General features: G+C 71.1%; 19 protein-coding genes. 9 read left to right on the top strand and 10 right to left on the bottom strand.

Annotated elements, in window-relative coordinates; all coding sequences use genetic code 11:
- Positions 1-79 precede the first annotated feature (79 nt).
- The 6 genes from ACTJKJ_RS07815 to ACTJKJ_RS07790 all read left to right on the top strand — a co-directional run bounded on the left by ACTJKJ_RS07815 (position 80) and on the right by ACTJKJ_RS07790 (position 7,710).
- Positions 80-1,831: a hypothetical protein gene (locus tag ACTJKJ_RS07815; protein WP_440820065.1), complete on the top strand. Its 1,752-nt coding sequence runs from the start codon at positions 80-82 to the stop codon at positions 1,829-1,831.
- 140 nt (positions 1,832-1,971) lie between these two features.
- On the top strand, positions 1,972-3,522 hold the full coding sequence (locus ACTJKJ_RS07810; protein ID WP_440820064.1) for a cryptochrome/photolyase family protein: 1,551 nt from the start codon (positions 1,972-1,974) through the stop codon (positions 3,520-3,522).
- Positions 3,523-3,698: 176 nt separating this feature from the next.
- Entirely contained in the window at positions 3,699-4,655 is a 957-nt protein-coding gene (locus tag ACTJKJ_RS07805; RefSeq protein WP_255511937.1) for a fasciclin domain-containing protein, read from the top strand.
- Positions 4,656-4,729: 74 nt separating this feature from the next.
- Entirely contained in the window at positions 4,730-5,266 is a 537-nt protein-coding gene (locus ACTJKJ_RS07800; protein ID WP_440820063.1) for a DUF2878 domain-containing protein, read from the top strand.
- Positions 5,267-5,359: 93 nt separating this feature from the next.
- Positions 5,360-6,124: an exodeoxyribonuclease III gene (locus tag ACTJKJ_RS07795; RefSeq protein WP_091724401.1), complete on the top strand. Its 765-nt coding sequence runs from the start codon at positions 5,360-5,362 to the stop codon at positions 6,122-6,124.
- Between the two features lie 149 nt (positions 6,125-6,273).
- Complete coding sequence (locus ACTJKJ_RS07790; protein WP_440820062.1) at positions 6,274-7,710, top strand: methyl-accepting chemotaxis protein; 1,437 nt, start codon at positions 6,274-6,276, stop codon at positions 7,708-7,710.
- Positions 7,711-7,763: 53 nt separating this feature from the next.
- Here the strand turns inward: ACTJKJ_RS07790 and ACTJKJ_RS07785 are convergent, their stop codons facing one another.
- Positions 7,764-8,282 carry a MarR family winged helix-turn-helix transcriptional regulator gene (locus ACTJKJ_RS07785; protein ID WP_343603506.1) on the bottom strand — a complete coding sequence of 173 codons (519 nt, stop codon included), beginning with the start codon at positions 8,280-8,282 and terminating at the stop codon, positions 7,764-7,766.
- A 121-nt stretch (positions 8,283-8,403) separates the two neighbouring features.
- Between ACTJKJ_RS07785 and ACTJKJ_RS07780 the strand changes: the two genes are divergently transcribed.
- A complete protein-coding gene (locus ACTJKJ_RS07780; RefSeq protein WP_091724398.1) occupies positions 8,404-8,958 on the top strand; it encodes a PaaI family thioesterase in 555 nt (184 codons plus the stop codon).
- 136 nt (positions 8,959-9,094) lie between these two features.
- On the opposite strand, the gene ACTJKJ_RS07775 is transcribed toward ACTJKJ_RS07780, so the two are convergent.
- The gene (locus ACTJKJ_RS07775; RefSeq protein ID WP_440820061.1) at positions 9,095-9,727 is read right to left on the bottom strand and encodes a bifunctional 4-hydroxy-2-oxoglutarate aldolase/2-dehydro-3-deoxy-phosphogluconate aldolase; all 633 of its coding nucleotides are present in this window, start codon (positions 9,725-9,727) and stop codon (positions 9,095-9,097) included.
- 53 nt (positions 9,728-9,780) lie between these two features.
- Positions 9,781-11,601: a phosphogluconate dehydratase gene (edd, locus tag ACTJKJ_RS07770; RefSeq protein ID WP_297382726.1), complete on the bottom strand. Its 1,821-nt coding sequence runs from the start codon at positions 11,599-11,601 to the stop codon at positions 9,781-9,783.
- A 357-nt stretch (positions 11,602-11,958) separates the two neighbouring features.
- Here edd and ACTJKJ_RS07765 point away from each other — a divergent pair, with 357 nt between their 5' ends.
- Complete coding sequence (locus tag ACTJKJ_RS07765) at positions 11,959-12,582, top strand: gamma-glutamylcyclotransferase (RefSeq protein ID WP_183491327.1); 624 nt, start codon at positions 11,959-11,961, stop codon at positions 12,580-12,582.
- Between the two features lie 92 nt (positions 12,583-12,674).
- Here ACTJKJ_RS07765 and ACTJKJ_RS07760 read toward each other — a convergent pair whose 3' ends face one another.
- Positions 12,675-13,322, bottom strand: a complete 648-nt coding sequence (locus ACTJKJ_RS07760) for a nucleotidyltransferase family protein (RefSeq protein ID WP_091724394.1) — start codon at positions 13,320-13,322, stop codon at positions 12,675-12,677.
- 153 nt (positions 13,323-13,475) lie between these two features.
- Here ACTJKJ_RS07760 and pdxH point away from each other — a divergent pair, with 153 nt between their 5' ends.
- Positions 13,476-14,111 (top strand): pyridoxamine 5'-phosphate oxidase, encoded by a 636-nt coding sequence (gene pdxH, locus ACTJKJ_RS07755; protein WP_091724393.1) that lies wholly within the window; start codon positions 13,476-13,478, stop codon positions 14,109-14,111.
- Positions 14,112-14,282: 171 nt separating this feature from the next.
- Here pdxH and ACTJKJ_RS07750 read toward each other — a convergent pair whose 3' ends face one another.
- The 6 genes from ACTJKJ_RS07750 to msrA all read right to left on the bottom strand — a co-directional run bounded on the left by ACTJKJ_RS07750 (position 14,283) and on the right by msrA (position 20,420).
- Positions 14,283-16,400, bottom strand: coding sequence for a TonB-dependent receptor (locus ACTJKJ_RS07750; RefSeq protein ID WP_440820060.1), 2,118 nt, complete (start codon positions 16,398-16,400; stop codon positions 14,283-14,285).
- Positions 16,401-16,644: 244 nt separating this feature from the next.
- On the bottom strand, positions 16,645-17,028 hold the full coding sequence (locus ACTJKJ_RS07745; RefSeq protein WP_440820059.1) for a hypothetical protein: 384 nt from the start codon (positions 17,026-17,028) through the stop codon (positions 16,645-16,647).
- 20 nt (positions 17,029-17,048) lie between these two features.
- Positions 17,049-17,615, bottom strand: coding sequence for a DUF3299 domain-containing protein (locus ACTJKJ_RS07740; RefSeq protein ID WP_440820058.1), 567 nt, complete (start codon positions 17,613-17,615; stop codon positions 17,049-17,051).
- A 176-nt stretch (positions 17,616-17,791) separates the two neighbouring features.
- A complete protein-coding gene (locus ACTJKJ_RS07735) occupies positions 17,792-19,129 on the bottom strand; it encodes an ABC transporter permease (RefSeq protein WP_440820057.1) in 1,338 nt (445 codons plus the stop codon).
- Complete coding sequence (locus ACTJKJ_RS07730) at positions 19,126-19,845, bottom strand: ABC transporter ATP-binding protein (protein ID WP_440820056.1); 720 nt, start codon at positions 19,843-19,845, stop codon at positions 19,126-19,128. Before ACTJKJ_RS07730 ends, ACTJKJ_RS07735 begins: the two co-directional genes overlap by 4 nt.
- Positions 19,845-20,420 carry a peptide-methionine (S)-S-oxide reductase MsrA gene (gene msrA, locus ACTJKJ_RS07725; protein ID WP_440820055.1) on the bottom strand — a complete coding sequence of 192 codons (576 nt, stop codon included), beginning with the start codon at positions 20,418-20,420 and terminating at the stop codon, positions 19,845-19,847. The genes ACTJKJ_RS07730 and msrA overlap by 1 nt, the downstream gene beginning before the upstream one ends.
- Positions 20,421-20,499 lie beyond the last annotated feature (79 nt).

The following is a 20,499-nucleotide window of genomic DNA, read 5'->3' as shown; positions in this document are numbered from 1 at the left end:
CCGCGGGCGGCCGATAGCGAAGGGATCACCGTCGCCGCCACCAGAGCGACGGGACACCGCCGCCAGGGAGGCGCTTCGCATGAACTTCATCGCCTCGGCGGGCCCCGGCCTGCTGGACCGGCTCGCCGCCAGCCGCGCGGCCGCCTCGTTCCGCCCCGCGGGCGTGTCCTCGCGCGCCGCCGACGCGGCCTCCCCGGCGGCTTCAACCGCGGGCACGCGCGTGACGCTGGACGCCGCGACCACCGATGCCGCCGTGTATGCGCGGCCCTCGGCGCCCGGCGCCGGACCGCGGCGCGTCTGGGCCAAGGCCGGTGACGACGGCCTGAGCGAGCTGATGTCGCGCAACAGCGGCAAGGAAGCCCGCACGCTGTCCGACCGCTGGCGCGGACTCGGCGGCGCGCTGCTCAAGCAGTTGGCCGACACCGGCGAGCGCTACCGCCAGACGCTGGCGGACGTCGTGCCGGCGCTCCCGGACGCCGGCGCGACCGATCCGGCCGCGAGCGCCGCAAACGCAGAAGGCACCGGAAGCGCCGACCCCGCCGCCGCGGCCGCTGCCCTGCAACAACAGGCGCTGTCCGGCGTCGCGACCAACGCCACGACGGTGAGCCTGAAGGTGCAGACCCGTTCCGGACAAACCGTCGAGCTCAAGATCGGCGTGAACAGTGGCGAATCGGGCGGCACGCGCGGCCTGCAGGTCGAGGTTTCGAGCTCCGGGCCGCTGAGCGGCGCCGAGCGCGACGCGCTCGCCCTGCTGTCCGACGGCCTGGACCGTGCCCTGGAGGGCCTGGGCGACGGCGTTCCGACGCTGGACCTGTCCGGCCTGACGGGCTTCGACGCCGACGGCGTGCTGACCGGCCTGGACCTGCGCATCGACCACCCCGACGCCTCGGCCGACCGGCCCGGCGAGTTGCGTTCGTTCTCGCTGCAACTGGGCGCCGAGAAGAAGTCGCTGTCGCTGCGCACCACCAGCGGCGAGATGGCGCTCGAGGTGGACGCCGCCGCCACGTCCCGCACGACCACCGGCGCGCCGGCGAGCGGCAGGCGCTGGTCGGCCATCGACCAGTTGCTCCAGCAGGTCGATGCCGCGGCCGAACGCAGCCACGCGGACGCGGCGATGACGAAGTCCTTCAAGGACGCCTTCCGGCAGCTGCAGGCTCCGCCCGCGGATCCAGACGAGACGCGACGCGTCGATGACACCCGGCGTCCCGATGCCGGCGAAGGGCGCGGGCGTCCGCAGGATGCGGCCTCGCTGCTGGCGGTCCGCCACGCGGCGAATACCGGGAGTTCAAGCGGCGCCGGCACTGCCGCCAAGGCCACGACCGCCGCGAAGGGCGGCGCCGTGGACGCCCTCGACCCCAGCGCGATGGCACCGATGAGCGACGGTTTGCGCGCGCAGACGCAATCGCTGCAGAGCGGCCTGGCGGACTTCCAGGCCAGCTTCAGCGCCGATTCGCAGCGGACCAGCCGCATCGGCAGCGTCCAGGAGGCCGGCCATGCCGAGTACCGGATCGGCCAGACGACCAGCGAGCGGCCCAACGCGGCGACCGGCGGCCGCTCGATCACGCAGACACAGACCGAGACGCTGAGCGCCAGCTTCCAGAAGTCGCGCACCTACACGCTGGACCGCGCCGGCGGCAACTACGACGCCACCACCGTCGAGGACAGCAAGACCGTCACCACGCTGATCGACACGACGCGCGACTCGATCGCGCGCGCGATGCGCAAGACCGACGAGCAGCGGCGCAAGACCTTCACCGAGGTGGAGAACCACCGCGCCGCCTCGCACCAGGAATGGCCGGATCGGCGCAGCGTGATGGAGCGCCTGCGGTAGACGGCCGCGCGTCGCGTTGATCCAAGGCGTCGCGATCGCCGTATATCGACGCGGAACAACGAAGAGACGCTTCCCGTGGGCGGGCGCCTGAAGGCGCCTGGACACCGCACCGCCGCCATGCCTGCCAAGCCGTCATCGCCATGAAGGGCGCCGTGCGCTCGCTGGTCATCGTGCTGGGAGACCAGCTGGACCTGCACAGCTCCGCCTTCGACGACTTCGATCCCGAACGCGATCTCGTCTGGATGGCGGAGGTGCGCGAGGAATCCGAGCATGTCTGGTCGAGCCGGATCCGCATCGCCCTCTTCCTCTCCGCGATGCGGCACCATGCCCGGGCGCTGCAGGACTTGGGCCGACCGGTGGATTACGTGCGGCTCGACGACGCAGGCAACACCGGCAGCCTCGCCGGTGAACTCAGGCGCGCGCTGGCGCGCTGGCAGCCGCGACGCGTGGTCCTGACGGCGCCCGGCGACTGGCGCGTGCTCAAGGCGCTGCGCGGTGCGGCGGCGGCCGCCGGGCATGCGATCGAACTGCGCGACGACCGGCATTTCTTCTGCACCGTGCGGGAGTTCGCCGCCTTCTCCCAGGGGCGACGGACCTTGCGCATGGAGGTGTTCTACCGGCACATGCGCCGCCATCACGGCCTGCTGATGAACGGCGACGAGCCTGTCGGCGACCGCTGGAACTTCGACGCGGAGAACCAGCGCCCCTTCCCGCCGGGCGGGCCGGCTTTCGTGCCCGATCGCGCCCGCGTGCCTCCCGACGACATCACCCGCGAGGTGCTGGCGCTCGTCGAGCAGGCCTTTCCCCAGCATCCGGGGTCGCTGCGGGACTTCGATTGGCCGGTGACCCGGGAGCAGGCCCTGCACGCCCTGGAGCGCTTCATCGCGGAGCGGCTGCCCGAGTTCGGCCTCTGGCAGGACGCGATGTGGCCGGGCGAGCCGTGGCTCTGGCACGCGCAGCTGGCCGCGGCGATGAACCTCAAGTTGATCGGCCCGCGCGAGGTGGTGGCACGCGCCGAGCAGGCATGGCGCGCGGGCGCCGCACCGCTGGCCAGCGTCGAGGGCTTCATCCGTCAGGTGCTCGGATGGCGCGAGTACGTGCGGGGCATCTATTGGACCCAGATGCCGGCGCTCGCCACGGCCAATGCCCTGGAGGCGGACCAGCCACTGCCCGCCTTCTACTGGAGCGGCGAGACCGAGCTGGCCTGCCTGGCGGACGCGCTGCGGCAGACGCTGCGCCTGGGTTATGCCCATCACATCCAGCGGCTCATGGTGACCGGGCTGTTCTCTCTGCTGCTGGGCGTACGGCCCGCGCAGATCCACGAGTGGTACCTGGCGGTCTACGTCGATGCGGTCGAATGGGTCGAGCTGCCCAACACGCTGGGCATGAGCCAGTTCGCCGATGGCGGCCGGATGACGAGCAAGCCTTATGTCGCCAGCGGCGCCTACATCGAGCGCATGAGCGGCGGCCAGCATTGCGCCCTCTGTCCCTACCAGCCCGCCGTCAAGCTCGGTCCCCAAGCCTGTCCGTACACGACGCTGTATTGGGATTTCCTGCTGCGCCACCGCACGCGCTTCGCGCGTCATCCCCGACTGGGCGCGCAGGTCCGCCACCTCGATCGGCTGTCGGCGCAGGAGACGCGTGCGATCCAAACCCAGGCGCAGGCGCTGCGCGAGCGCCTCGCCCGCTGAGCCATCAGGCCGGATCGGCCCGGATCGCCCTGGCCATCGGCAATGTGGGGCGCCGCACCCAGCGTAACGGTCCGCCTCATCGTTGATCCATGACGGCGCGGTCGCCGTAAGACGGTCGCGTCCCCGGGCCGGTCGCGCCGACCAGGTCCGCCACAAGGTCAACCCAGGAGATCCCCATGCTGCGTCTCTTCAAATGGCTGCTCGCGGCCGCGACGGTGTCGACGATGCTCACCGCCTGCGGCGGCGACGACGACGATCCCGCGCCGATGCCGACCCTCGCCCAGGCCGCCCAGAACGGCGGCTTCACCGCGCTCACGGCGGCCGCCACGAAGGCGGGGCTGGCGTCGACGCTCGCGGACGGCTCGGTGTCCCTGACGGTCTTCGCGCCGACCAACGAGGCGTTCACGAAACTGGCGACGCAGCTGGGCTTCGCCAGTGCCGATGCGATGGTCACCGCCCTGCCCGCATCGACGCTGGCCGGCATCCTCCAGTACCACGTGCTGGGCACGCGCAAGGCCGCCGCCGACCTGGCCGCGGGCGGCGCCACGCAGGCGACGCTGTACAAGTTCAACGGCAACGCCACGACGCTCAGCCTGAGCTTCACCGGCGGCGTCACGATCCAGGATGCGGCCCTCACCACCGCCCGCGTGACGACCGCCGACGTGATGGCCAGCAACGGCGTCATCCACGCGGTCGACAGGGTGCTCGTGCCTCCGGGGCTGCTGAACATCGTCCAGATGGCGCAGGTGAACCCGACCTTCGACACGCTCGTCGCCGCGGTGGTCAAGGCCAATCTGCAGGGGACGCTCAGCGGCGCCGGTCCCTTCACCATCTTCGCGCCGACCCATGACGCCTTCGCGGCCATCGCTTCGACGGTGAACGGGCTGAGCACGCAGCAGCTCACCAACGTGCTGACCTATCACGTGCTGGGCAGCGAGGTGCTGTCGGCCAACATTCCCTTCGGCACGCCGGTCACCACGGTGCTGGGCCAGTCCCTCGTGATCAACGCCGGCACGCCGCCCACCATCACCGACTCCACCGCGACGCCGGCCAGGATCGTCGCGGTCGACGTGCGGGCCAGCAACGGCGTGATTCACGTCGTCGACAAGGTGCTGATCCCCAACCCGCTGTGAAGCGGCAGCGCGCGGCGCGCCGCGATGGAAGGAGCGCCGCCATGCAGGCAGGCAGTGCATCGAGGAGGCGGCTGATGATCGGCCTCGTCCAGTTCTGCCTGTTCCAGGCCGCCTGGTTCGCGTGCGTGCTCGGCGCGGCGCATGGTCAGGTCGCGGCGGGCGTGATGGCGGTGGCCGCAGTCGTGCTGCTGCACCTGGCCATGAGTCCCGCCCGCGCCGCGGATCTGGCGCTGACGGTACTGGCCATGCTGATGGGCCTCGCGTGGGACAGCGCGATGGTCCGGCAAGGCTGGGTGCAGTACGCATCGCCCGGCCCGCTGCCCCAGCTGGCGCCGATCTGGATCCTGGCGCTCTGGGCGCTGTTCGCGACCTTGCTCCGGGGGCCGCTGGCGTGGCTGCACGGGCGGCCGCTGCTGGCGGCGGTGCTCGGCGCCATCGGGGGACCGCTGTCCTACCTGGCCGCCGTGCGCCTGGGTGCCGGCAGCTTTCCTGACCCGGCGGTCGCACTGGCCGTGCTGGGGGCGGGTTGGGCGGTCATGACCCCGGCGCTGATCGAATCGGCCCGGCGCCTGGGCAGGCGGCGCCCGCCGGCACCCACCGGGCCCACCTGAGCCTCTCCGGTTGGCGTCTGCAGGGCGATGGCGCGTCGGCGCCGAAGGACTGGGTACGATGCGGCGTTGCCTGCCTCATCACCTACGAGCACCATGAAATTCGCCACCTGGAACGTCAACTCCCTGGCCGTGCGCCTGCCGCAGCTGCTCGACTGGCTGGCCGCCAATCCGGTCGATGCGCTCGTGCTGCAGGAGACCAAGCTCACCGACGACAAGTTCCCGACCCTGGAGATCGGCGAGGCCGGCTACCAGGTCCAGTGGTTCGGGCAGAAGACCTACAACGGCGTGGCGCTGCTGTCCCGCGAGCCCGCCCGGGACGTCGTCAAGAACATCACCGGCTATGCCGACGAACAGGCGCGGCTGATCGCCGGCACCGTCGGCGACGTGCGCGTGATCGGCGCCTACTTCCCCAACGGCCAGGCGCTGGACAGCGACAAGTTCGTCTACAAGATGGCCTGGCTGGACGGCCTGCGCGCCTGGCTCGCCAGTGAACTCCAGCAGCACAAGCAACTCGTGCTGATGGGCGACTTCAACATCGCCCCGGAAGACCGCGACTGCTACGACCCCGCCGCCTTCGTCGGCCAGACGCACACCTCGCCGCAGGAGCGCGCGCACTTCCAGGCCTTGCTCGACCTGGGCCTCACCGACGCCTACCGGCTGTTCGAGCAGCCGCCCAAGAGCTACAGCTGGTGGGACTACCGCATGCTCGGCTTCCAGAAGAACAAGGGCCTGCGCATCGACCACATCCTCGTCAGCGAGGCGCTCAAGCCCCGCGTCACCGCCTGCACGATCGACCGGCAGATGCGCAAGCTGCCCAAGCCCAGCGACCACGCACCGGTGATCGTCACGCTCGACTGACGGCCGGCGCGCCGGCACTCCTTCACGGCGCGCCAACCCTCTCCCGGGTCAACCCGCAATGGCTTGATCTTGCTCAAGTGACGCCCTGACCAACTCATCGATGCTGTGTCTTGATCCAAGTCAAGACTTACCGTACAGGGAACGCATCGATGAGAACGAATCTGCCGGTCACGCAACGGGAATTCCCGTTCCCCGAAGGCCGCGCGCTGGTGTCCACCACTGACCTGAAGGGCCGGATCCTGCACTGCAACGACGTGTTCGTCGCGGTCAGCGGCTTCAGCCGCGAGGAGCTGATCGGCCGGCCGCACAACCTGATCCGCCATCCCGACATGCCGGCCGAGGCCTTCCGCGACCTCTGGGCGACGGTGCGGGCCGGACGGCCCTGGTCGGGCCTGGTGAAGAACCGCCGCAAGGATGGCGACCATTACTGGGTGATGGCCAACGTGACGCCACTGCTGCGCGACGGCCAGCCGGCGGGCTACCTGTCGGTGCGTAGCCAGCCCACGCGCGAACAGGTGCGCGCGGCCGAGACGCTGTATGCGCGGATGAACGCCGAGGGCCGGCCGGGTCGGTCGGGTCGGAGCGAACTCGCGCTGCACCACGGCCGTCTTCGCGCGCCGCTCTGGCGGCGGCTCGCGGTCGGGGTCGTCTCGGCGCTGCGCGTGGGCCAGCGACGCGCCGCCCTGCGCGCAAGCCTGCGGGTGGCGGAGCGCCTCGCGGCCGGCGACCTGGGCGCACCACGCCCTCATGCCACCGAGGCGGCCGCGCCGCCGGGACTGCTGGATCGCGCGCTGACGCAACTGCGGGTGAACCTGCGCGCGCTGGTGTCGGACACGCAGCATGAACTCGGCGAGATGCGGGCGGTGTCGGACGCGATCGCGCAAGGCAACCATGACCTCGCCCGGCGCACTGAAGCCCAGGCGTCCAGCCTGGAGCAGACCGCCGCGAGCATGCGCCAGATCACCGACGAGGTGCGCGGCAACCGCGACGCGGCCCACCGGGCGCGCGAGGTCGCCGCGGAGCTCGGCCAGGCGGCGCGGCGCAGCGACGGCAACGTGCGCTCGGTCAACGACACGATGACCGCGATCGCCGAGGCCTCGGCCCGCATCGGCGAGATCACGCAGTTGATCGAGGGCATCGCCTTCCAGACCAACATCCTGGCGTTGAACGCGGCGGTCGAGGCCGCGCGGGCCGGCGAGCATGGCAAGGGCTTCGCGGTGGTGGCGTCGGAGGTGCGCGCGCTGGCGCAGCGCAGCACGGTGGCGGCGCGAGAGATCAAGCAGCTGATCGCCGCGTCCGGCGAGAAGGTCGAGGCGGGCACGCGCCAGACCGGCGAGGCGCGCCGCAGCATGGCGGACACGCTCTCGGCGGTGGAGCGCTTCGGCGGCGTCATCGAGGACATCGAACGCAGCGCGCAGGCGCAGCTCGACGACATCTCGCAGGTGACCGACGCCGTGCGTCAACTCGAGCAGATCACGCAGCAGAACGTGGCGATGGTCGAGGACTTGGCGCGGTCCTCGGACCGGCTGCGCGGCCAGGCCGGCGAGGTGGCCGCGGCGCTCGACCTGTTCCAGATGGGGCGTTGAGCCACGCGAGCTTCAGGGCGCTCAGGGCGTTGGGGTCCGGAGCGTTCAGGCGCTCACGGCGAGTCGCCATCGAGCTCGTCCGGATCGACTTCGCCGCGCATCAGCGCCGCACATTCGTCGAGCAACGCATGCAGGCGCTGCACGCGCTCGTCGCCCAGGCGCTCGTTGAGCGAGAGCTGCGCGCGCTTCCAGGTCGCCTTCATCTGTTTGCGGCGCGCGTGGCCCTCCTCGGTCGCCTGCAGTTGGCGGCTGCGCGCGTCAGGCCCGGGCAGGGTCTCCACCAGTCCCATCGCGAGCAGGGGCTGGATGTTGCGCGACAGCGTCGACAGATCCAGGTCCATGCGGCGCGCGAGTTCGCTCGGCTGGATCGGACCGAGCACCACGATGTGCGACAGCAGCGCGTACTGCGTGGTCTTCAGGCCGGTCTCGGCGAAATGGGCCTCGCAGTGGTTGGAGACCAGCCGCGTCACCTGGCGAAGCTTGAAATTGGTACAGCCCTTGGGCGAGATGGGCTCCGCCTGGGCGGTGCTCGCCGCGGCGGACGTCTTCGTGGCGGTGACGGACGCGTTCATGGGTCCCCTCACGTGGAAGCCTGCGGCTGTCGCAGGGATGCTTGACAGCGGAAGATTGTAGCTGCAACCATTGCAGCCACAAGTTTCCGGATGGTCTTCATTCACCCGACAGGAATGCACGATGAGCGCAGCTTTGACTCCCTCGCACGACGAAGCGCTGGCCCAGTGGCTGGACGAAGAAAAGGCGGTCCGCGCGATGCTGCGGCCCGAGCATGGCGTGGCCACGATGGCGGAGATCGCCGGCCTGAACGGCCTGCAGCAGATGCAGGCGATGCTCGACGGCAAGCTGCCGCCGCCGCCGATCGCGCAGACCCTCGATTTCACGCTGCTGCGCGTGACCAAGGGCGAGGTGATCTTCCAGGGCTCGCCCAAGTTCCGGCACTACAACCCGATGGGCACGGTGCACGGCGGCTGGTATGCGACGCTGCTGGATTCGGCGCTGGGCTGCGCGGTGCACACGACGCTGGATCCCGGCCGCGGCTATACGACGCTGGAGCTCAAGATCAACCTGGTGCGGGCGCTCAACGAGCGCGTGCCGGTCGTGCGCGCCATCGGCCGCGTGCGGCATGTCGGCCGCCAGATGGCGACGGCGGAGGCGGACCTGATCGGCCATGACGGCAAGCTGTATGCGCATGGGAGCACGACTTGCTTGATCTTCGATCCTGTGAAGCGGTGAACCAGGCAACCGGCGGCCACGGCTCTGGAAGCCCTTTTCATCGTTTCGCTCCCACCCCATCCCCGCCCTCCGAGCGGGCGGGGCAGCAGTTACCCCACCCCGGCCCGCCCCCAAGGGGCGGGTGAGCGGCGAGGGGTCAGCGCAGCGCGCTCGCTTCCTTGGCCAGTTGGGTGATGCGGGCCCAGTCGCCCGCCTTCACCGCGTCGGCCGGGGTGAGCCACGACCCACCGCAGACCTTGACGTTCGGCAGCGCCAGGAAATCGGGCGCGGTCTGCACCGTGATGCCGCCGGTGGGGCAGAACGCCACGTCGGGGAACGGGCCGGCCAGCGCCTTCAGCAGCCCGACGCCGCCCACCGCGGTCGCAGGGAACAGCTTCAGGAACTTGTAGCCGGCGTCGCTGGCCATCATCACCTCGCTGGCCGTCGACACGCCCGGCAGCAGGGGCAGGAAATGCGCGTCGCAGGCGCTCGCCACGTCCTGCGTGAAGCCGGGGCTGACCGCGAAGCAGGCACCGGCCTGCTTGGCCGCCACCGCGTCCGCCGAGGTCCGCAGCGTGCCCGCGCCCACCAGCGCCTGCGGCACCTCGCGCGCGATCGCGGCGATCGCCTCCAGCGCCACCGGCGTGCGCAGCGTCACCTCCAGCACCTTCACGCCACCGGCGACCAGCGCGCGCGCCAGCGGCACCGCGTCCTCGACGCGGTCGATGACGATGACCGGGATCACCGGACCGTGTTCGGCCAGGCTCAGGGTGTCCTTGATGGAACTCATGGGGTTCTCCTCGTAATCGAATCCGAATCCGCCGACGCGTCGACCCTCCGGCCTCACAGCCAGGTGACCGCGCCCTCCTCCGCCGACGTCACATTGCGCCGCATGCCGGCGAACAGCTCGCGGCCCAGTCCGGCGCCGTTGTCCATCACCGCGTCCGCGGTGATCTGCGCCAGCTCACGCCGGTCCCACTCCGCCGCCGGCACCAGCGCCGTCAGCTCGCCGCTGTTGGCGCACACCCGCACCAGGTCGCCGTCGCGCAGCTTGGCCAGCGGTCCGCCCGAGAGCGCCTCCGGGCTCACATGGATCGCCGCCGGCACCTTGCCCGACGCGCCGCTCATGCGCCCGTCGGTCACCAGCGCCACCTTGAAGCCCTTGCCCTGCAGCACCGCCAGCGGCGGCGTCAGCTTGTGCAGCTCCGGCATGCCGTTGGCCTGCGGCCCCTGGAAGCGCACGACGACCACGACGTCGCGCTCCAGTTCGCCGGCCTTGAACGCGGCCTGCATCGCCTCCTGGCTGTCGAAGATGCGCGCCGGCGCCTCCACCGTGTGCCGATCCTCGGGCACCGCCGACACCTTGATCACCGCGCGCCCCAGATTGCCCGCCAGCAGCTTCAGCCCGCCCGTCGGCGAGAACGGCGCGGCGGCGGTGCGCACCACCGCCTCGTCGCCGCTCCGGGCCGGCAGGTCGCTCCAGCTCACCGACCCATCTTCGGCGCGGCGCGGCAGCCGCGCGAAGGCATTCAGATCCTGCCCCGCCACCGAGGTCAGCACGTCCCCGTGCATCAGCCCGGCGCCGATCAGTTCCTTGATCACGAAGCCCGGGCCGCCCGCGGCCTGGAACTGGTTCACGTCGGCGCTGCCGTTCGGATACACGCGCGCTAGCAGCGGCACGACCGACGACAACTCGGAGAAATCGCTCCAGTCGATCAGGATGCCGGCCGAGCGCGCCACCGCGACCCAGTGGATCAGGTGGTTGGTCGAGCCGCCCGTCGCCAGCAGCGCCGCCATCGCGTTGACGATGCTGCGCTCGTCCACCATGCGGCCGATCGGCGTGTAGTCGCGCTGCGGAATGATCTTCAGCGCCTGGCGCACCGCCTCGCGGGTCAGCGCCTCGCGCAGGCCGTCATGCGGATGGACGAAGGCCGCGCCCGGCACATGCAGGCCCATCGCCTCGAGCAGCATCTGGTTGCTGTTGGCCGTGCCGTAGAAGGTGCAGGTGCCGGCGCCGTGATAGGCCTGGGACTCGGCCTGCAGCAGCTCGTCGCGGCCGACCTTGCCCTGCGCGTAGAGCTCGCGCACCTTGGCCTTGTCGTTGTTGGACAGCCCCGAGCTCATCGGCCCGGCCGGCACGAACACGCAGGGCAGATGGCCGAAGTGCAGCGCGCCGATCAGCAGCCCCGGCACGATCTTGTCGCAGATGCCCAGCAGCAGCGCGGCATCGAAAACATCGTGGGACAGCGCCACCGCCGTTCCCATCGCGATCGTGTCCCGCGAGAACAGGCTGAGCTCCATGCCCGGCGTGCCCTGCGTCACGCCGTCGCACATCGCCGGCACCCCGCCGGCGACCTGCGCCGTCGCGCCCTGGCGATGCACCTCGTCGCGGATGATCGCGGGGTAGTTCTCGTAGGGCTGATGGGCCGACAGCATGTCGTTGTAGGCCGTCACGATGCCCAGGTGCGGCGCCTTCTCGGCGACGATGCGCAGCTTGTCGTTGGCCGGCATCGCGGCCACCGCATGGGCGACGTTCGCGCAACCGAGGCGCTGCACGCCGCGCTGGCGGCCCGCCATGCGCTCGATCAGGTCCAGATAGCGCTCGCGCGAAGCGGCGCTGCGCGCCTTGATGCGCGCGGTGACGTCCAGAAGCGTCTTGTTCATGCCGACTGCCGATGTAACTCGGCCAGGGTTAGATTGGTAACCATATTACACGCCGACGGGGTCCCGCGGCCCTCCGCAAGCGCTTTCCCAGGTACAAGAGAGTTACGAAAACGCTCACCCACTGCGCGGCAGTCCACGTTCCCGAAGCGCGCCCGCCGCACGACGCCTTCCGCGCTCCGCGCTCCGCTCTCCGCTCTCCGCCTCCGTTCTACGCCCTGCCACCGCTTCGTTGCAGTCAGCCCTGCTGCCGGGACGGGAGGGCATGGGGTTTTGGCGCTGGCCGCCAAGGCCCCATGCCCTCGCGGCCAACGCACCGCCGGTTGCAGTGGGAGTACCCCCCTATGGCAGCATTCCCCCATGATTCACGACCCTTTGGCCGAAGCCCGGCTCGAAGACCTTCCTGCCCACAGTCAAGCGCTGCTGCAAGTGGCGGAGCGTCAATGGGACCGCGAGCACGGCCTGATGATGTTCGCCTATGGCTCGCTGATGTGGAACCCTGGTTTCGAGCCCGCGCAGACGCTGGTGGCGAAGGTCCAGGGTTATCACCGCGCGCTGCGCCTGCGTTCGCTGGTGAACCGGGGCAGCGCGGAGCAGCCGGGGCTGGTGATGACGTTGTTGTCGGGTGGCAGTTGCCGGGGTTTGCTTTACCGCGTGGCGCCGCAGGACAGCGAGGCCACGCTGCATCGTCTGTGGTTGCGGGAGATGGTGGTCGGCACCTACGTGCCGCGGTGGCTGGACTGCCATTGCGCCGATGGCCTGGGCACGCGCAAGGCGCTGGCCTTCACGCTGTCGCGGCGCAGTCCGGGCTGGGTGGGTGACCTCGCCGACGACCGATTGCTGCACATCCTGCGCCACGCGCGCGGGCGCTATGGCACGACCTTGGATTACCTGACGCGCGCCGTGACCTGCCTACGGGAGCACGGCATCCACGACCGCGCGCTGGAGCGCCAACTGGCGCTGGCTCGCGCGCACGGGTTGTGAGGCAACCGGCCGCGTCGGCTTGAGCGTCGGCTTGAGCCGCGGCTCGCCACCGCGAGCCGGCAGGTCTGAGCCGGAGCCGGCCTCGGCCCGTTTCAGCCGCCGAAGCTGCGCATGCCCAGGTCGCTCGGGCGCGGCATCGACGGATCCACCTTGAGCCGCTGCAGGTCCTCGACGGTATCAACGTCGATCAGCACGCCCGGATCGTCGACGTCCACGGCCTGCGCCGGATAACGCGCCAGCAGGCGGCGCGCGCCCTCATCGCCCTGCAGGCTGGTGAGTTCGGAGAAGAGTTCGGCGTTGAAGCCCACCGGATGCCCCCGGCGCCCGCGGTGCTGGGCGTAGGCGATCGGATCGCGTTCGATCGCATCGGCCACCGCGGCCAGGGTGCCGGGTCGCACCATCGGCATGTCGGCCGGCAGGATCAGCCAGCCCGGCGCGTCCCCGGTCGCGGCGACACCCGCCGCGATCGAATGGCCCATGCCCAGCGGCGCCGGACGTCCCAGGCGGTCCTGGTCGGGCAGCACCAGCATGTCGCGCGAGGCCACATGGCGTCGGACCAAAGGCGCCAACGCGGTCGAGGTCACCACGAGCATCGGCAGGCCGGAAGCCATCGTCTGGCGCAGCGTCAGCGCCAGCACGGTGTCCCCGTTCAAGACCTGTTCCAGCTTGTGGCCCTCGCCGCGAAAGCGCTGGCCGCGCCCTGCCGCGAGCACGACGACGGCGGGTCGTCGCTGATTCATGCAAACTTCCTTCTGGTTTGGTCCCGAGTCCCCCCGGCCGCCGCTCTGTGGCACGGCTCCATGCCGGGAAGCATGCCTGCCGGAAGATGGGGCTCGCACCCGGAGTTTCACGAGTGGGAGCTTTACTTAAGGATTCGCCCGATACTCCAAAGGATGGACAAACTCTCCGACCTTCGAAAGAGCTACGAGCGTGACGAGCTCGACGAGCAACTGGCCTCGCCCGAACCGCTGCGCCAGTTCCGCGAATGGCTCCAGCAGGCGCTGGACGCCGGCATCCCCGAACCCAATGCGATGACCCTGGCCACGGTGGGCCCGGACGGCCGGCCGTCCACCCGGATCGTGCTCATCAAGGACATCGAGGAGCGCGGGCTGGTCTGGTACACCAACTACGACAGCCGCAAGGGTCGCGAGCTGGCGGCGCATCCGTTCGCGGCGCTGCAGTTCCATTGGGTCGAGATGGAGCGGGTGGTGCGCATCGAAGGACGGGTCGAGAAGGTCGAGGCCGCGCAGTCGGATGCCTACTTCGCGTCGCGGCCGCTGGACTCGCGGCTGGGCGCCTGGGCGTCGCCGCAGAGCCAGGTGATCTCGTCGCGCGCGGTGCTGGTCGCCAACGCGGCGAAGGCCGCGGCTCAGCATGGGCTGAATCCGGCGCGACCGCCGCACTGGGGCGGGTACCGGCTGGTGCCCGAGCGCTGGGAGTTCTGGCAGGGGCGCAAGTCACGGTTGCATGACCGGCTCGTGTATCGGCTCGAGGACGGCATCTGGGTCCGGGAGCGACTGGCGCCCTGATCCTCTCCTTCCACGTCCGCTGGCCCTCACCCCTGCCCTCTCCCGCAAGCGGGAGAGGGAGTGCGCAACGATGGCCCACCTTCCCCACAAGTGGGAGGAAGTGCGAAGCGCGCCGGTGAAGCTCCCTCTCCCGCTTGCGGGAGAGGGTGGGGGTGAGGGTCGGCGCCCGCGTCAGAACTTGACCTGCAACCCCGCGAACACGCTGCGCCCCGGCAGCGGCGTCAGCTCGCGGATGGTCTGCACGCTGCCGGCGTTGTAGGCCAGCTTGTTGGCCAGGTTGTCCAGCTTCAGGTACCACATCGCGTCCAGGTTGCCGATGTCGAAGTGGCGCGCGATGTTCAAGCGCAGGATCCCGTAACCGGCCGTGGGCGTGTCCAGCGCCGGCACGCGGTCCTGGCGCCTGGCGCCGCGCAATTCCGCCTGGATCAGCCACGGGCCGCGCTCCGCCTGGATCGACAGGCTGGCGCGCACTGGTGCCAGGCGCGGCAGCGGCTCGCCGGTATCGCGGTTGGTGCCGCGCACCAGGTCCAGCGTCGTGCCCAGCGTCAGGCCCCAGCCGGCCACCGCCGGCAGCGGCTGGCGGCCTTCGAGCTCGATGCCATGCATCCGCGCCCGCACGCCGCGGTACAGGTATTCGGGCACGGTCTCGGTGCCGCCGTCCTCCCCGACCAGCTCGACGCTGCGCCCGCTCGCGTCCAGCGCGATGTAGTTCGAGAAGCGCGTCTGGTAGACCTGCAGACTCCATTTGGCCTCGCCCTGCTTCCAGTGCAGCCCCAGGTCGACCGCCTTCGCGCGCTCCAGCCCGAGGTTGACGTCGCCGACCTCGAACGCGCCCGAGGCCACGTGCACGCCGTTGGCGAAGAGCTCATAGAAGGTCGGCGCGCGCTGGCTGCTGCTCAGGTTGCTCGACAGGCTGAAGCCCTGCCCCAGCTCATAGGCGCCGCTCAGCGACAGGCTCTTCGGGCTGAAGCGGCGCGTCACGGGATCGCCGAAGCGCTCCTCGTCACCGCCGGTCGAAGCCACGCTGACGCGCTCGGCGCGCGCGCCCGCCTGCAGGCTCCACGGGCCGGACTTGAACTGCTCGATCAGGAACAGCGCGTTGCTCCGCGTCTTGGTGCCGGGCACCAGCGCCTCCTCGCCGAGCGCGGAGAAGTCGCTCTGGTCCCACTGCCAGCCCAGCACGCCCTGCACCGAGCCCCAGCCGCCCTGGAAGGCCGCATGCGTGGCCTCGACGCGGCTGTCCTTGCCGTCGGATTCGAAGACGGTGCCGATCTCGCCACTGCCCTCCACTTCCTGATGCTTGTAGCGGCTGCTCGCGAACTGCCAGGTCACGCGAGCCAGGCCCGGCAGCGGATCGCGCCACTCGCCGGCGGTGGCCAGGCGCTGGCGTTGCATCTGGATGCGCACGTCGGGCTCGACGGTCACGCCGTATTCGTTGTGGTAGTCCTCGACCGACACGCCGGCATAGCCCTGCGAGAACAGCAGCGAGCCGCCCACCGCGCCGCTGCGGCCGTGGGCGTCGGAGTTGCGCACCCGCGTGCTGGTGCCGTCTTCGCTGGTGAAGCGCGGCACGCGCTGGTCGTCGGCGCGACGGTCGGCGGCATCGACGTGCCAGGCGAACGCGTTGCTGCCGCCGTCGAGCACCACTGCCCCGCCGCGCTCATCGGACGCGCCGCCCAGGCGCAGCTCGGCCACGCCGTTCAGGCCCGGCTGGGCCAGGCGCGGGATGCGATTGTCGATCGCGTTGACGACGCCGCCGATCGCGTTGCCGCCGTACTGCAGCGCCGCCGCGCCGCGCAGCACCTCGACCCGCGTCAGCACCAGGGGATCGACCGGCAGCGCATGGTCGAAGCTCAGGCTGGAGGCGTCGACCGAGGCGCCGGAGTTGCTCAGCATGCGGACGCGGTCACCGTCCAGGCCCCGCATCGTCGGGCGGTTGCTGTTGGGACCGAAGTAGGTCGAGCCCACGCCGGCCAGGCCGTCCAGCGTGTCGCCCAGGCTCGCGCCGCGCTTGAGGGTCAGCGCGTCGCCGCTCAGCGCCTGCACCGGCGCGGCGAGCTCGCGCTGGCTCAGCGGGTTGCCGGTCACGACGACGACGTCGAGCTTGTGCTTGTGCGCGCGAGCCGCGCCGCCGGCGGCGGTGTCGGCGTTGGCGGCGTCACCTGTGGGAGCGGCGGCATCGGCGGTCGACGCGACGGGGGCCTGCTGGGCCCAGGCGGTGCCGGCGCCCAGCGCGAGGGCCAGGGAAATGGGAGACAGGAGGAACGGGAAACGGAGCTTGTTGGCCATGAGGACACTCTCGAGCGCCGGCGGTCGAGCACCGCGGCGCGATCAGATGCTGGTGGGGATCCCGCGGGCGCGAACGCCAGCGCCGAGGCGAAGGCCGGGCGCGCCGGCGTGCGGCGCACGGCCCCGTCGAGGGGGCGTGGCGCGCAGCGCGGAACGGCGCGAGCACGGCGCAAAGCGGCGCAAGAACGTCGAGGAACGACGCCGAAGCGACGCTGAAAGGACGCGGGAAAGATCGACGGAGGTGTCAGGCGCGCGGCGGACCGCGCGCGCCCTTGCGCCACAGCTGGGCCAGCGCCGCGTCATGCGGCGCGTCCACTTCGACCGGGAGGTCCGGCGACGGTGCGGTCCAGGCGAAGGCCTGGGCGACCGGCCCCAGCGCATGGCTGAGCTGGTCGAGCAACTGGCAGTCCGGCGTGCCGGCCGCATGGCCGAAGCTGGGCGCGGGCGTGTCCTCGCCCGCCGCCTGCGCGATCGCGATGGCGATGCGCGAGGGATGGCCGGCCGCCCCGTGCAGGCTGCGGTGCACCAGGCCGAGCGCCTGGAAGCCGAGCACCGCCGCCACGCACAGCCAGATCCACCAGCGCTGCTGGCGGGTCCGGAGGGTCGCGGTGGGGCGATGCATCGGCATGGGGTCCGTCGTGGGCGCGTTCAGCGCGCCGCGGGCACGGCCTGCGTGACGCGGTAGAACATGCCGTAGGGGTCGTCGTTGACGACCGCCATCTGGCCTTCGACGGTCACGACCTCCAGCGTGTAGCGCACCGGCGTCTTGCTGCGCACTTCCACCAGGCCTTCGGGGCCGGCGGGCACGCAGAAGGAGCAGCTCGTCGGCACCGACGACAGCAGGAAGTGGCTCTGCTTGTCGCCCGGCTCGAGCGGCATCATGAAGCCCTGGATCTTCACGGTGCGCTTGTCCAGCGCGAGCACGCCGGAGGGAAAGGTCGGGATGACCTTGCTCTTGTCGGCCTTGACCGTGACCGAGGACAGCAGCTTCCAGCTGACGACGCCCTCAACTTCCTGCAGCGGCTTGAAGGGGCTGCGGGGATCGTGGTAGCCGGGGCCCGAGCCCATCGGGATCGCGGTGCCCGGCGAGGACGCCTGGGCCTGGGCGGGATCGGCGGCGACGAAGGTGGCCGCCGCCATGCCGATCGCCACGCAGGCGAGCGCGCTTGCCGGAAGGCGCGGCATGGCGATGGCGATGACGGTTCGTGAGGACATCGGGCGTCGGGGCGTCGGGGCGTCGGCGTGAACGCGGCGTCGGCGCCGCGTGAAACGCGACATTGTGCCTCGCCTGGCCCCCTCTACTCGCCTCGCCGATTCGCGACGCGCTGCGCCGAGCCGATCGCGTGGGGGCGCAGCGCTCGCCCCACTGCCCGCCGCTTGCGGTCCGTCGGTCAACGCGGCGTCTGCAGCAGCTCCGTCACGTCGAGCCGGTAACCGCGCCAGGCCGGCCAGGCCGCCGCGATCAGCGCCAGGCCCAGCGCGAGCGCCGGTACCAGCGCCTCCCAGGCCGAGACCCAGGCGCCGGAGATCCGCACCGACTGCTGCTGCGCGAGCACCGCGCCGAGCACGGCCGCGAAGCCATGGGCGAGTCCGAGCGCCAGCAGCGTCGCGAGGGACGCCAGCATCAGCGCCTCCAGCGCGATCAGGCCGGCGACCCGCGCCGGCGTCGCACCGAGCATCCGCAGCATCGCGAGGTCGCCCTGGCGCTCGCGCACCGCGTGCAGCAGCGCCACCAGCACCGACAGCGCCGCCGCCAGCAGCAGCACGCCGCCGAAGCTCCGCAGCACGTCCACGCCCACCCCGACCATGCTCAGCAGCCGCGCGGTCTCCAGCGCCGGCACCGAGGCCTGCAGCCCCGCCTGCGCGTTGACCCAGCGCGGCAGCATCACCGCGGCCAGCGGACTGCGGTAGCGCACCAGCACCATGCTGACCTCGAGCGCGGCGTCCGCATGGCCCCCGGTGTGCTCGTGCTCGTGCTCGTGCTCGTGGTCCGCGGCGTGGTCGTGATCCTCCGCGCGGTCGCTGGCGTGGTCGCGGTCGCTGGCGCGGTCGTCGTGGCCCCTACCCTTCGAGTCGTGGGCCGACTTCACCGCGTGGCCATGCGCCGCATGGGCCTCCCAGACCGAGGCCAGGTCCGTCAGCACCAGCCGGTCGACCACACCGCCCGTCGGGGCCAGGACGCCGGTCACTTCATAGGGCTGCTCGTGTTCCTCGCCGCCACCGGCCAGGCCGTGCGTGCCGTGGAACCGGTCGCCCGGCTTCAGCCCGGACTGGCGCGCCGCCTCGGCGCCCAGCACCGCCTGCATGGGCCCGGTCCAGCGCCGGCCCTGCGCGAGCTCCAACTGGTAGAGCGCCAGGTAGTCCGCGGTGGTACCGACGATGCGATGGCCGCGGAAGCTGTCGCCCAGCGAGATCGGCACCGCCTGCGCCACCAGCGGTTGCGCCTTCAACTGCGAGACAGTGGCCAGCGGGATGTTGCCCGTCGACTGGTCCAGGTGGAACACACCCGCCAGCAGGATCTGCATCGGACTGCCCTTGGCACCGACGACCAGGTCGATGCCGCCGAGATCGCGCCGAAGGCCTTGCTCCAGCTGCTCGCTGACCAGCACGACGAAACCGATCGCGGCCAGGCCCAGGCTCAGCAGCATCAGGTTGAGCGCCGTCAGCATCGGGCGCGCCCAGAGGTATCGCCACGCCAGGCGCGGCAGGCTCAGCGGGGACCGGCTCATGGGGTGGCGCACGACGTCGGCGGCGGCATCGTCGCGCCCATGCGCGTGAGCCTCAACCGTTGCAGCGCCGGCCACTCGCTCCAGGCGGCCTCGATCCGGGCGTCATGCGAGGCGATCACCAGGCTGGCGCCGTGTTCCGCCGCCACGCGACGCAGCAGCGCCAGCGTGGCGTTGCAGGCCTCGTCGTCGAGGTTGGCGGTGGGCTCGTCGGCGAGCACGAAACGCGGTGCCCGCAGCAACGCCCGCGCCAATGCCACGCGCTGCGCCTGGCCCTGGCTGAGCGCATGCGGACGTCGGTCCAGCAGTGGCGCGATGCCCAGCTCGGCCAGCAGCGCCGCGATCCGGGCCTCGTCCGGCTTGAGCCCGGCGGCGACGTAAGGCAGCGCGAGGTTGTCGCGCACGCTCAGCGATGCGCTCAGGTGCAGGCGCTGCGGCACGAAGCCCAGATGGGTGCCGCGCCAGGCGTCCCGCGCGGCCGGCGCGAGCGCGCCGACCTCCACCCCGTCCATCGCCAGGCGTCCCGCCGTCGGCGTCAGCAGTCCGGCCATCAAGGCGAGCAGCGTGCTCTTGCCGCTGCCCGACGCGCCGCGCAGCAGCAGGTGAGCGCCGCGCGGCAACTCGAAGTCGGGAAAGTGCAGGTCGGCCGCGGCGGACGCCCCGTAGCGGAAGCGCAGCCCGTGGCTCGCGATCAGCGCGGCGGCGTCCGTCGACGCCATCAGCCGGCCGCCTCGTCCTTCAGCAGCTCCTTGAACTTCTTCGCGAACTTGTCGACCTTGGGCGCGACGACGAACGCGCAGTAGCCCTGCTCCGGGTGATTGGCGAAGTAGTCCTGGTGATAGGCCTCGGCGGGCCAGTAGTTCTGCTCGGGCTGGACCTCGGTGACGACCTTGCCGCCATGGGCGCGCTGCGCCTCGTCCAGCACCTGCCGGATCACGCCGAGCTGCTCGGGCCGCGTGTAGTAGATGCCGGAGCGGTACTGCGTGCCGACGTCCGCGCCCTGGCGGTTCAGCGTCGTCGGGTCGTGGATGGTGAAGAACACTTGCAGCAGGTCCTCGAGGTTGACGACGCGGGTGTCGAAACGCACCCGCACGACCTCGGCATGACCGGTGTTGCCGGAGCAGACCTGCTCATAGTTGGGCTGCGTCACCTGGCCGTTGGTGTAGCCGGACTCGACGCCCAGCACGCCCTTGACGCGCAGGAACACCGCCTCGGTACACCAGAAGCAGCCGCCTCCGAGGGTGATCAGGTCCTCGCCGGCCGGCAGGGAAACGGGATTCGGAGTGGTCGTCATGGCAGGTCCTCAAGGCTGGCGGGAAGTCGTCCCGCGACAGGCGGATTCAGATCGGGCGCGCGCCCCGGAAATCAAGCCC

The organism is Roseateles sp. 22389 (assembly GCF_052044995.1).
In the GTDB taxonomy this organism is placed as follows: domain Bacteria; phylum Pseudomonadota; class Gammaproteobacteria; order Burkholderiales; family Burkholderiaceae_C; genus Roseateles.
Note: the sequence above shows the minus strand (reverse complement) of the source record. Positions and strands in the feature narration are given on the sequence as shown.

What these genes read in the sequence shown, in the direction of transcription:
- ACTJKJ_RS07815 (WP_440820065.1), top strand. Translation starts at nt 80, where the DNA reads ATGAACTTCATCGCCTCGGCGGGCCCCGGCCTGCTGGACCGGCTCGCC.
- ACTJKJ_RS07810 (WP_440820064.1), top strand. Translation starts at nt 1,972, where the DNA reads ATGAAGGGCGCCGTGCGCTCGCTGGTCATCGTGCTGGGAGACCAGCTG.
- ACTJKJ_RS07805 (WP_255511937.1), top strand. Translation starts at nt 3,699, where the DNA reads ATGCTGCGTCTCTTCAAATGGCTGCTCGCGGCCGCGACGGTGTCGACG.
- ACTJKJ_RS07800 (WP_440820063.1), top strand. Translation starts at nt 4,730, where the DNA reads ATGATCGGCCTCGTCCAGTTCTGCCTGTTCCAGGCCGCCTGGTTCGCG.
- ACTJKJ_RS07795 (WP_091724401.1), top strand. Translation starts at nt 5,360, where the DNA reads ATGAAATTCGCCACCTGGAACGTCAACTCCCTGGCCGTGCGCCTGCCG.
- ACTJKJ_RS07790 (WP_440820062.1), top strand. Translation starts at nt 6,274, where the DNA reads ATGAGAACGAATCTGCCGGTCACGCAACGGGAATTCCCGTTCCCCGAA.
- ACTJKJ_RS07785 (WP_343603506.1), bottom strand. Translation starts at nt 8,282, where the DNA reads ATGAACGCGTCCGTCACCGCCACGAAGACGTCCGCCGCGGCGAGCACC.
- ACTJKJ_RS07780 (WP_091724398.1), top strand. Translation starts at nt 8,404, where the DNA reads ATGAGCGCAGCTTTGACTCCCTCGCACGACGAAGCGCTGGCCCAGTGG.
- ACTJKJ_RS07775 (WP_440820061.1), bottom strand. Translation starts at nt 9,727, where the DNA reads ATGAGTTCCATCAAGGACACCCTGAGCCTGGCCGAACACGGTCCGGTG.
- edd (WP_297382726.1), bottom strand. Translation starts at nt 11,601, where the DNA reads ATGAACAAGACGCTTCTGGACGTCACCGCGCGCATCAAGGCGCGCAGC.
- ACTJKJ_RS07765 (WP_183491327.1), top strand. Translation starts at nt 11,959, where the DNA reads ATGATTCACGACCCTTTGGCCGAAGCCCGGCTCGAAGACCTTCCTGCC.
- ACTJKJ_RS07760 (WP_091724394.1), bottom strand. Translation starts at nt 13,322, where the DNA reads ATGAATCAGCGACGACCCGCCGTCGTCGTGCTCGCGGCAGGGCGCGGC.
- pdxH (WP_091724393.1), top strand. Translation starts at nt 13,476, where the DNA reads ATGGACAAACTCTCCGACCTTCGAAAGAGCTACGAGCGTGACGAGCTC.
- ACTJKJ_RS07750 (WP_440820060.1), bottom strand. Translation starts at nt 16,400, where the DNA reads ATGGCCAACAAGCTCCGTTTCCCGTTCCTCCTGTCTCCCATTTCCCTG.
- ACTJKJ_RS07745 (WP_440820059.1), bottom strand. Translation starts at nt 17,028, where the DNA reads ATGCCGATGCATCGCCCCACCGCGACCCTCCGGACCCGCCAGCAGCGC.
- ACTJKJ_RS07740 (WP_440820058.1), bottom strand. Translation starts at nt 17,615, where the DNA reads ATGTCCTCACGAACCGTCATCGCCATCGCCATGCCGCGCCTTCCGGCA.
- ACTJKJ_RS07735 (WP_440820057.1), bottom strand. Translation starts at nt 19,129, where the DNA reads ATGAGCCGGTCCCCGCTGAGCCTGCCGCGCCTGGCGTGGCGATACCTC.
- ACTJKJ_RS07730 (WP_440820056.1), bottom strand. Translation starts at nt 19,845, where the DNA reads ATGGCGTCGACGGACGCCGCCGCGCTGATCGCGAGCCACGGGCTGCGC.
- msrA (WP_440820055.1), bottom strand. Translation starts at nt 20,420, where the DNA reads ATGACGACCACTCCGAATCCCGTTTCCCTGCCGGCCGGCGAGGACCTG.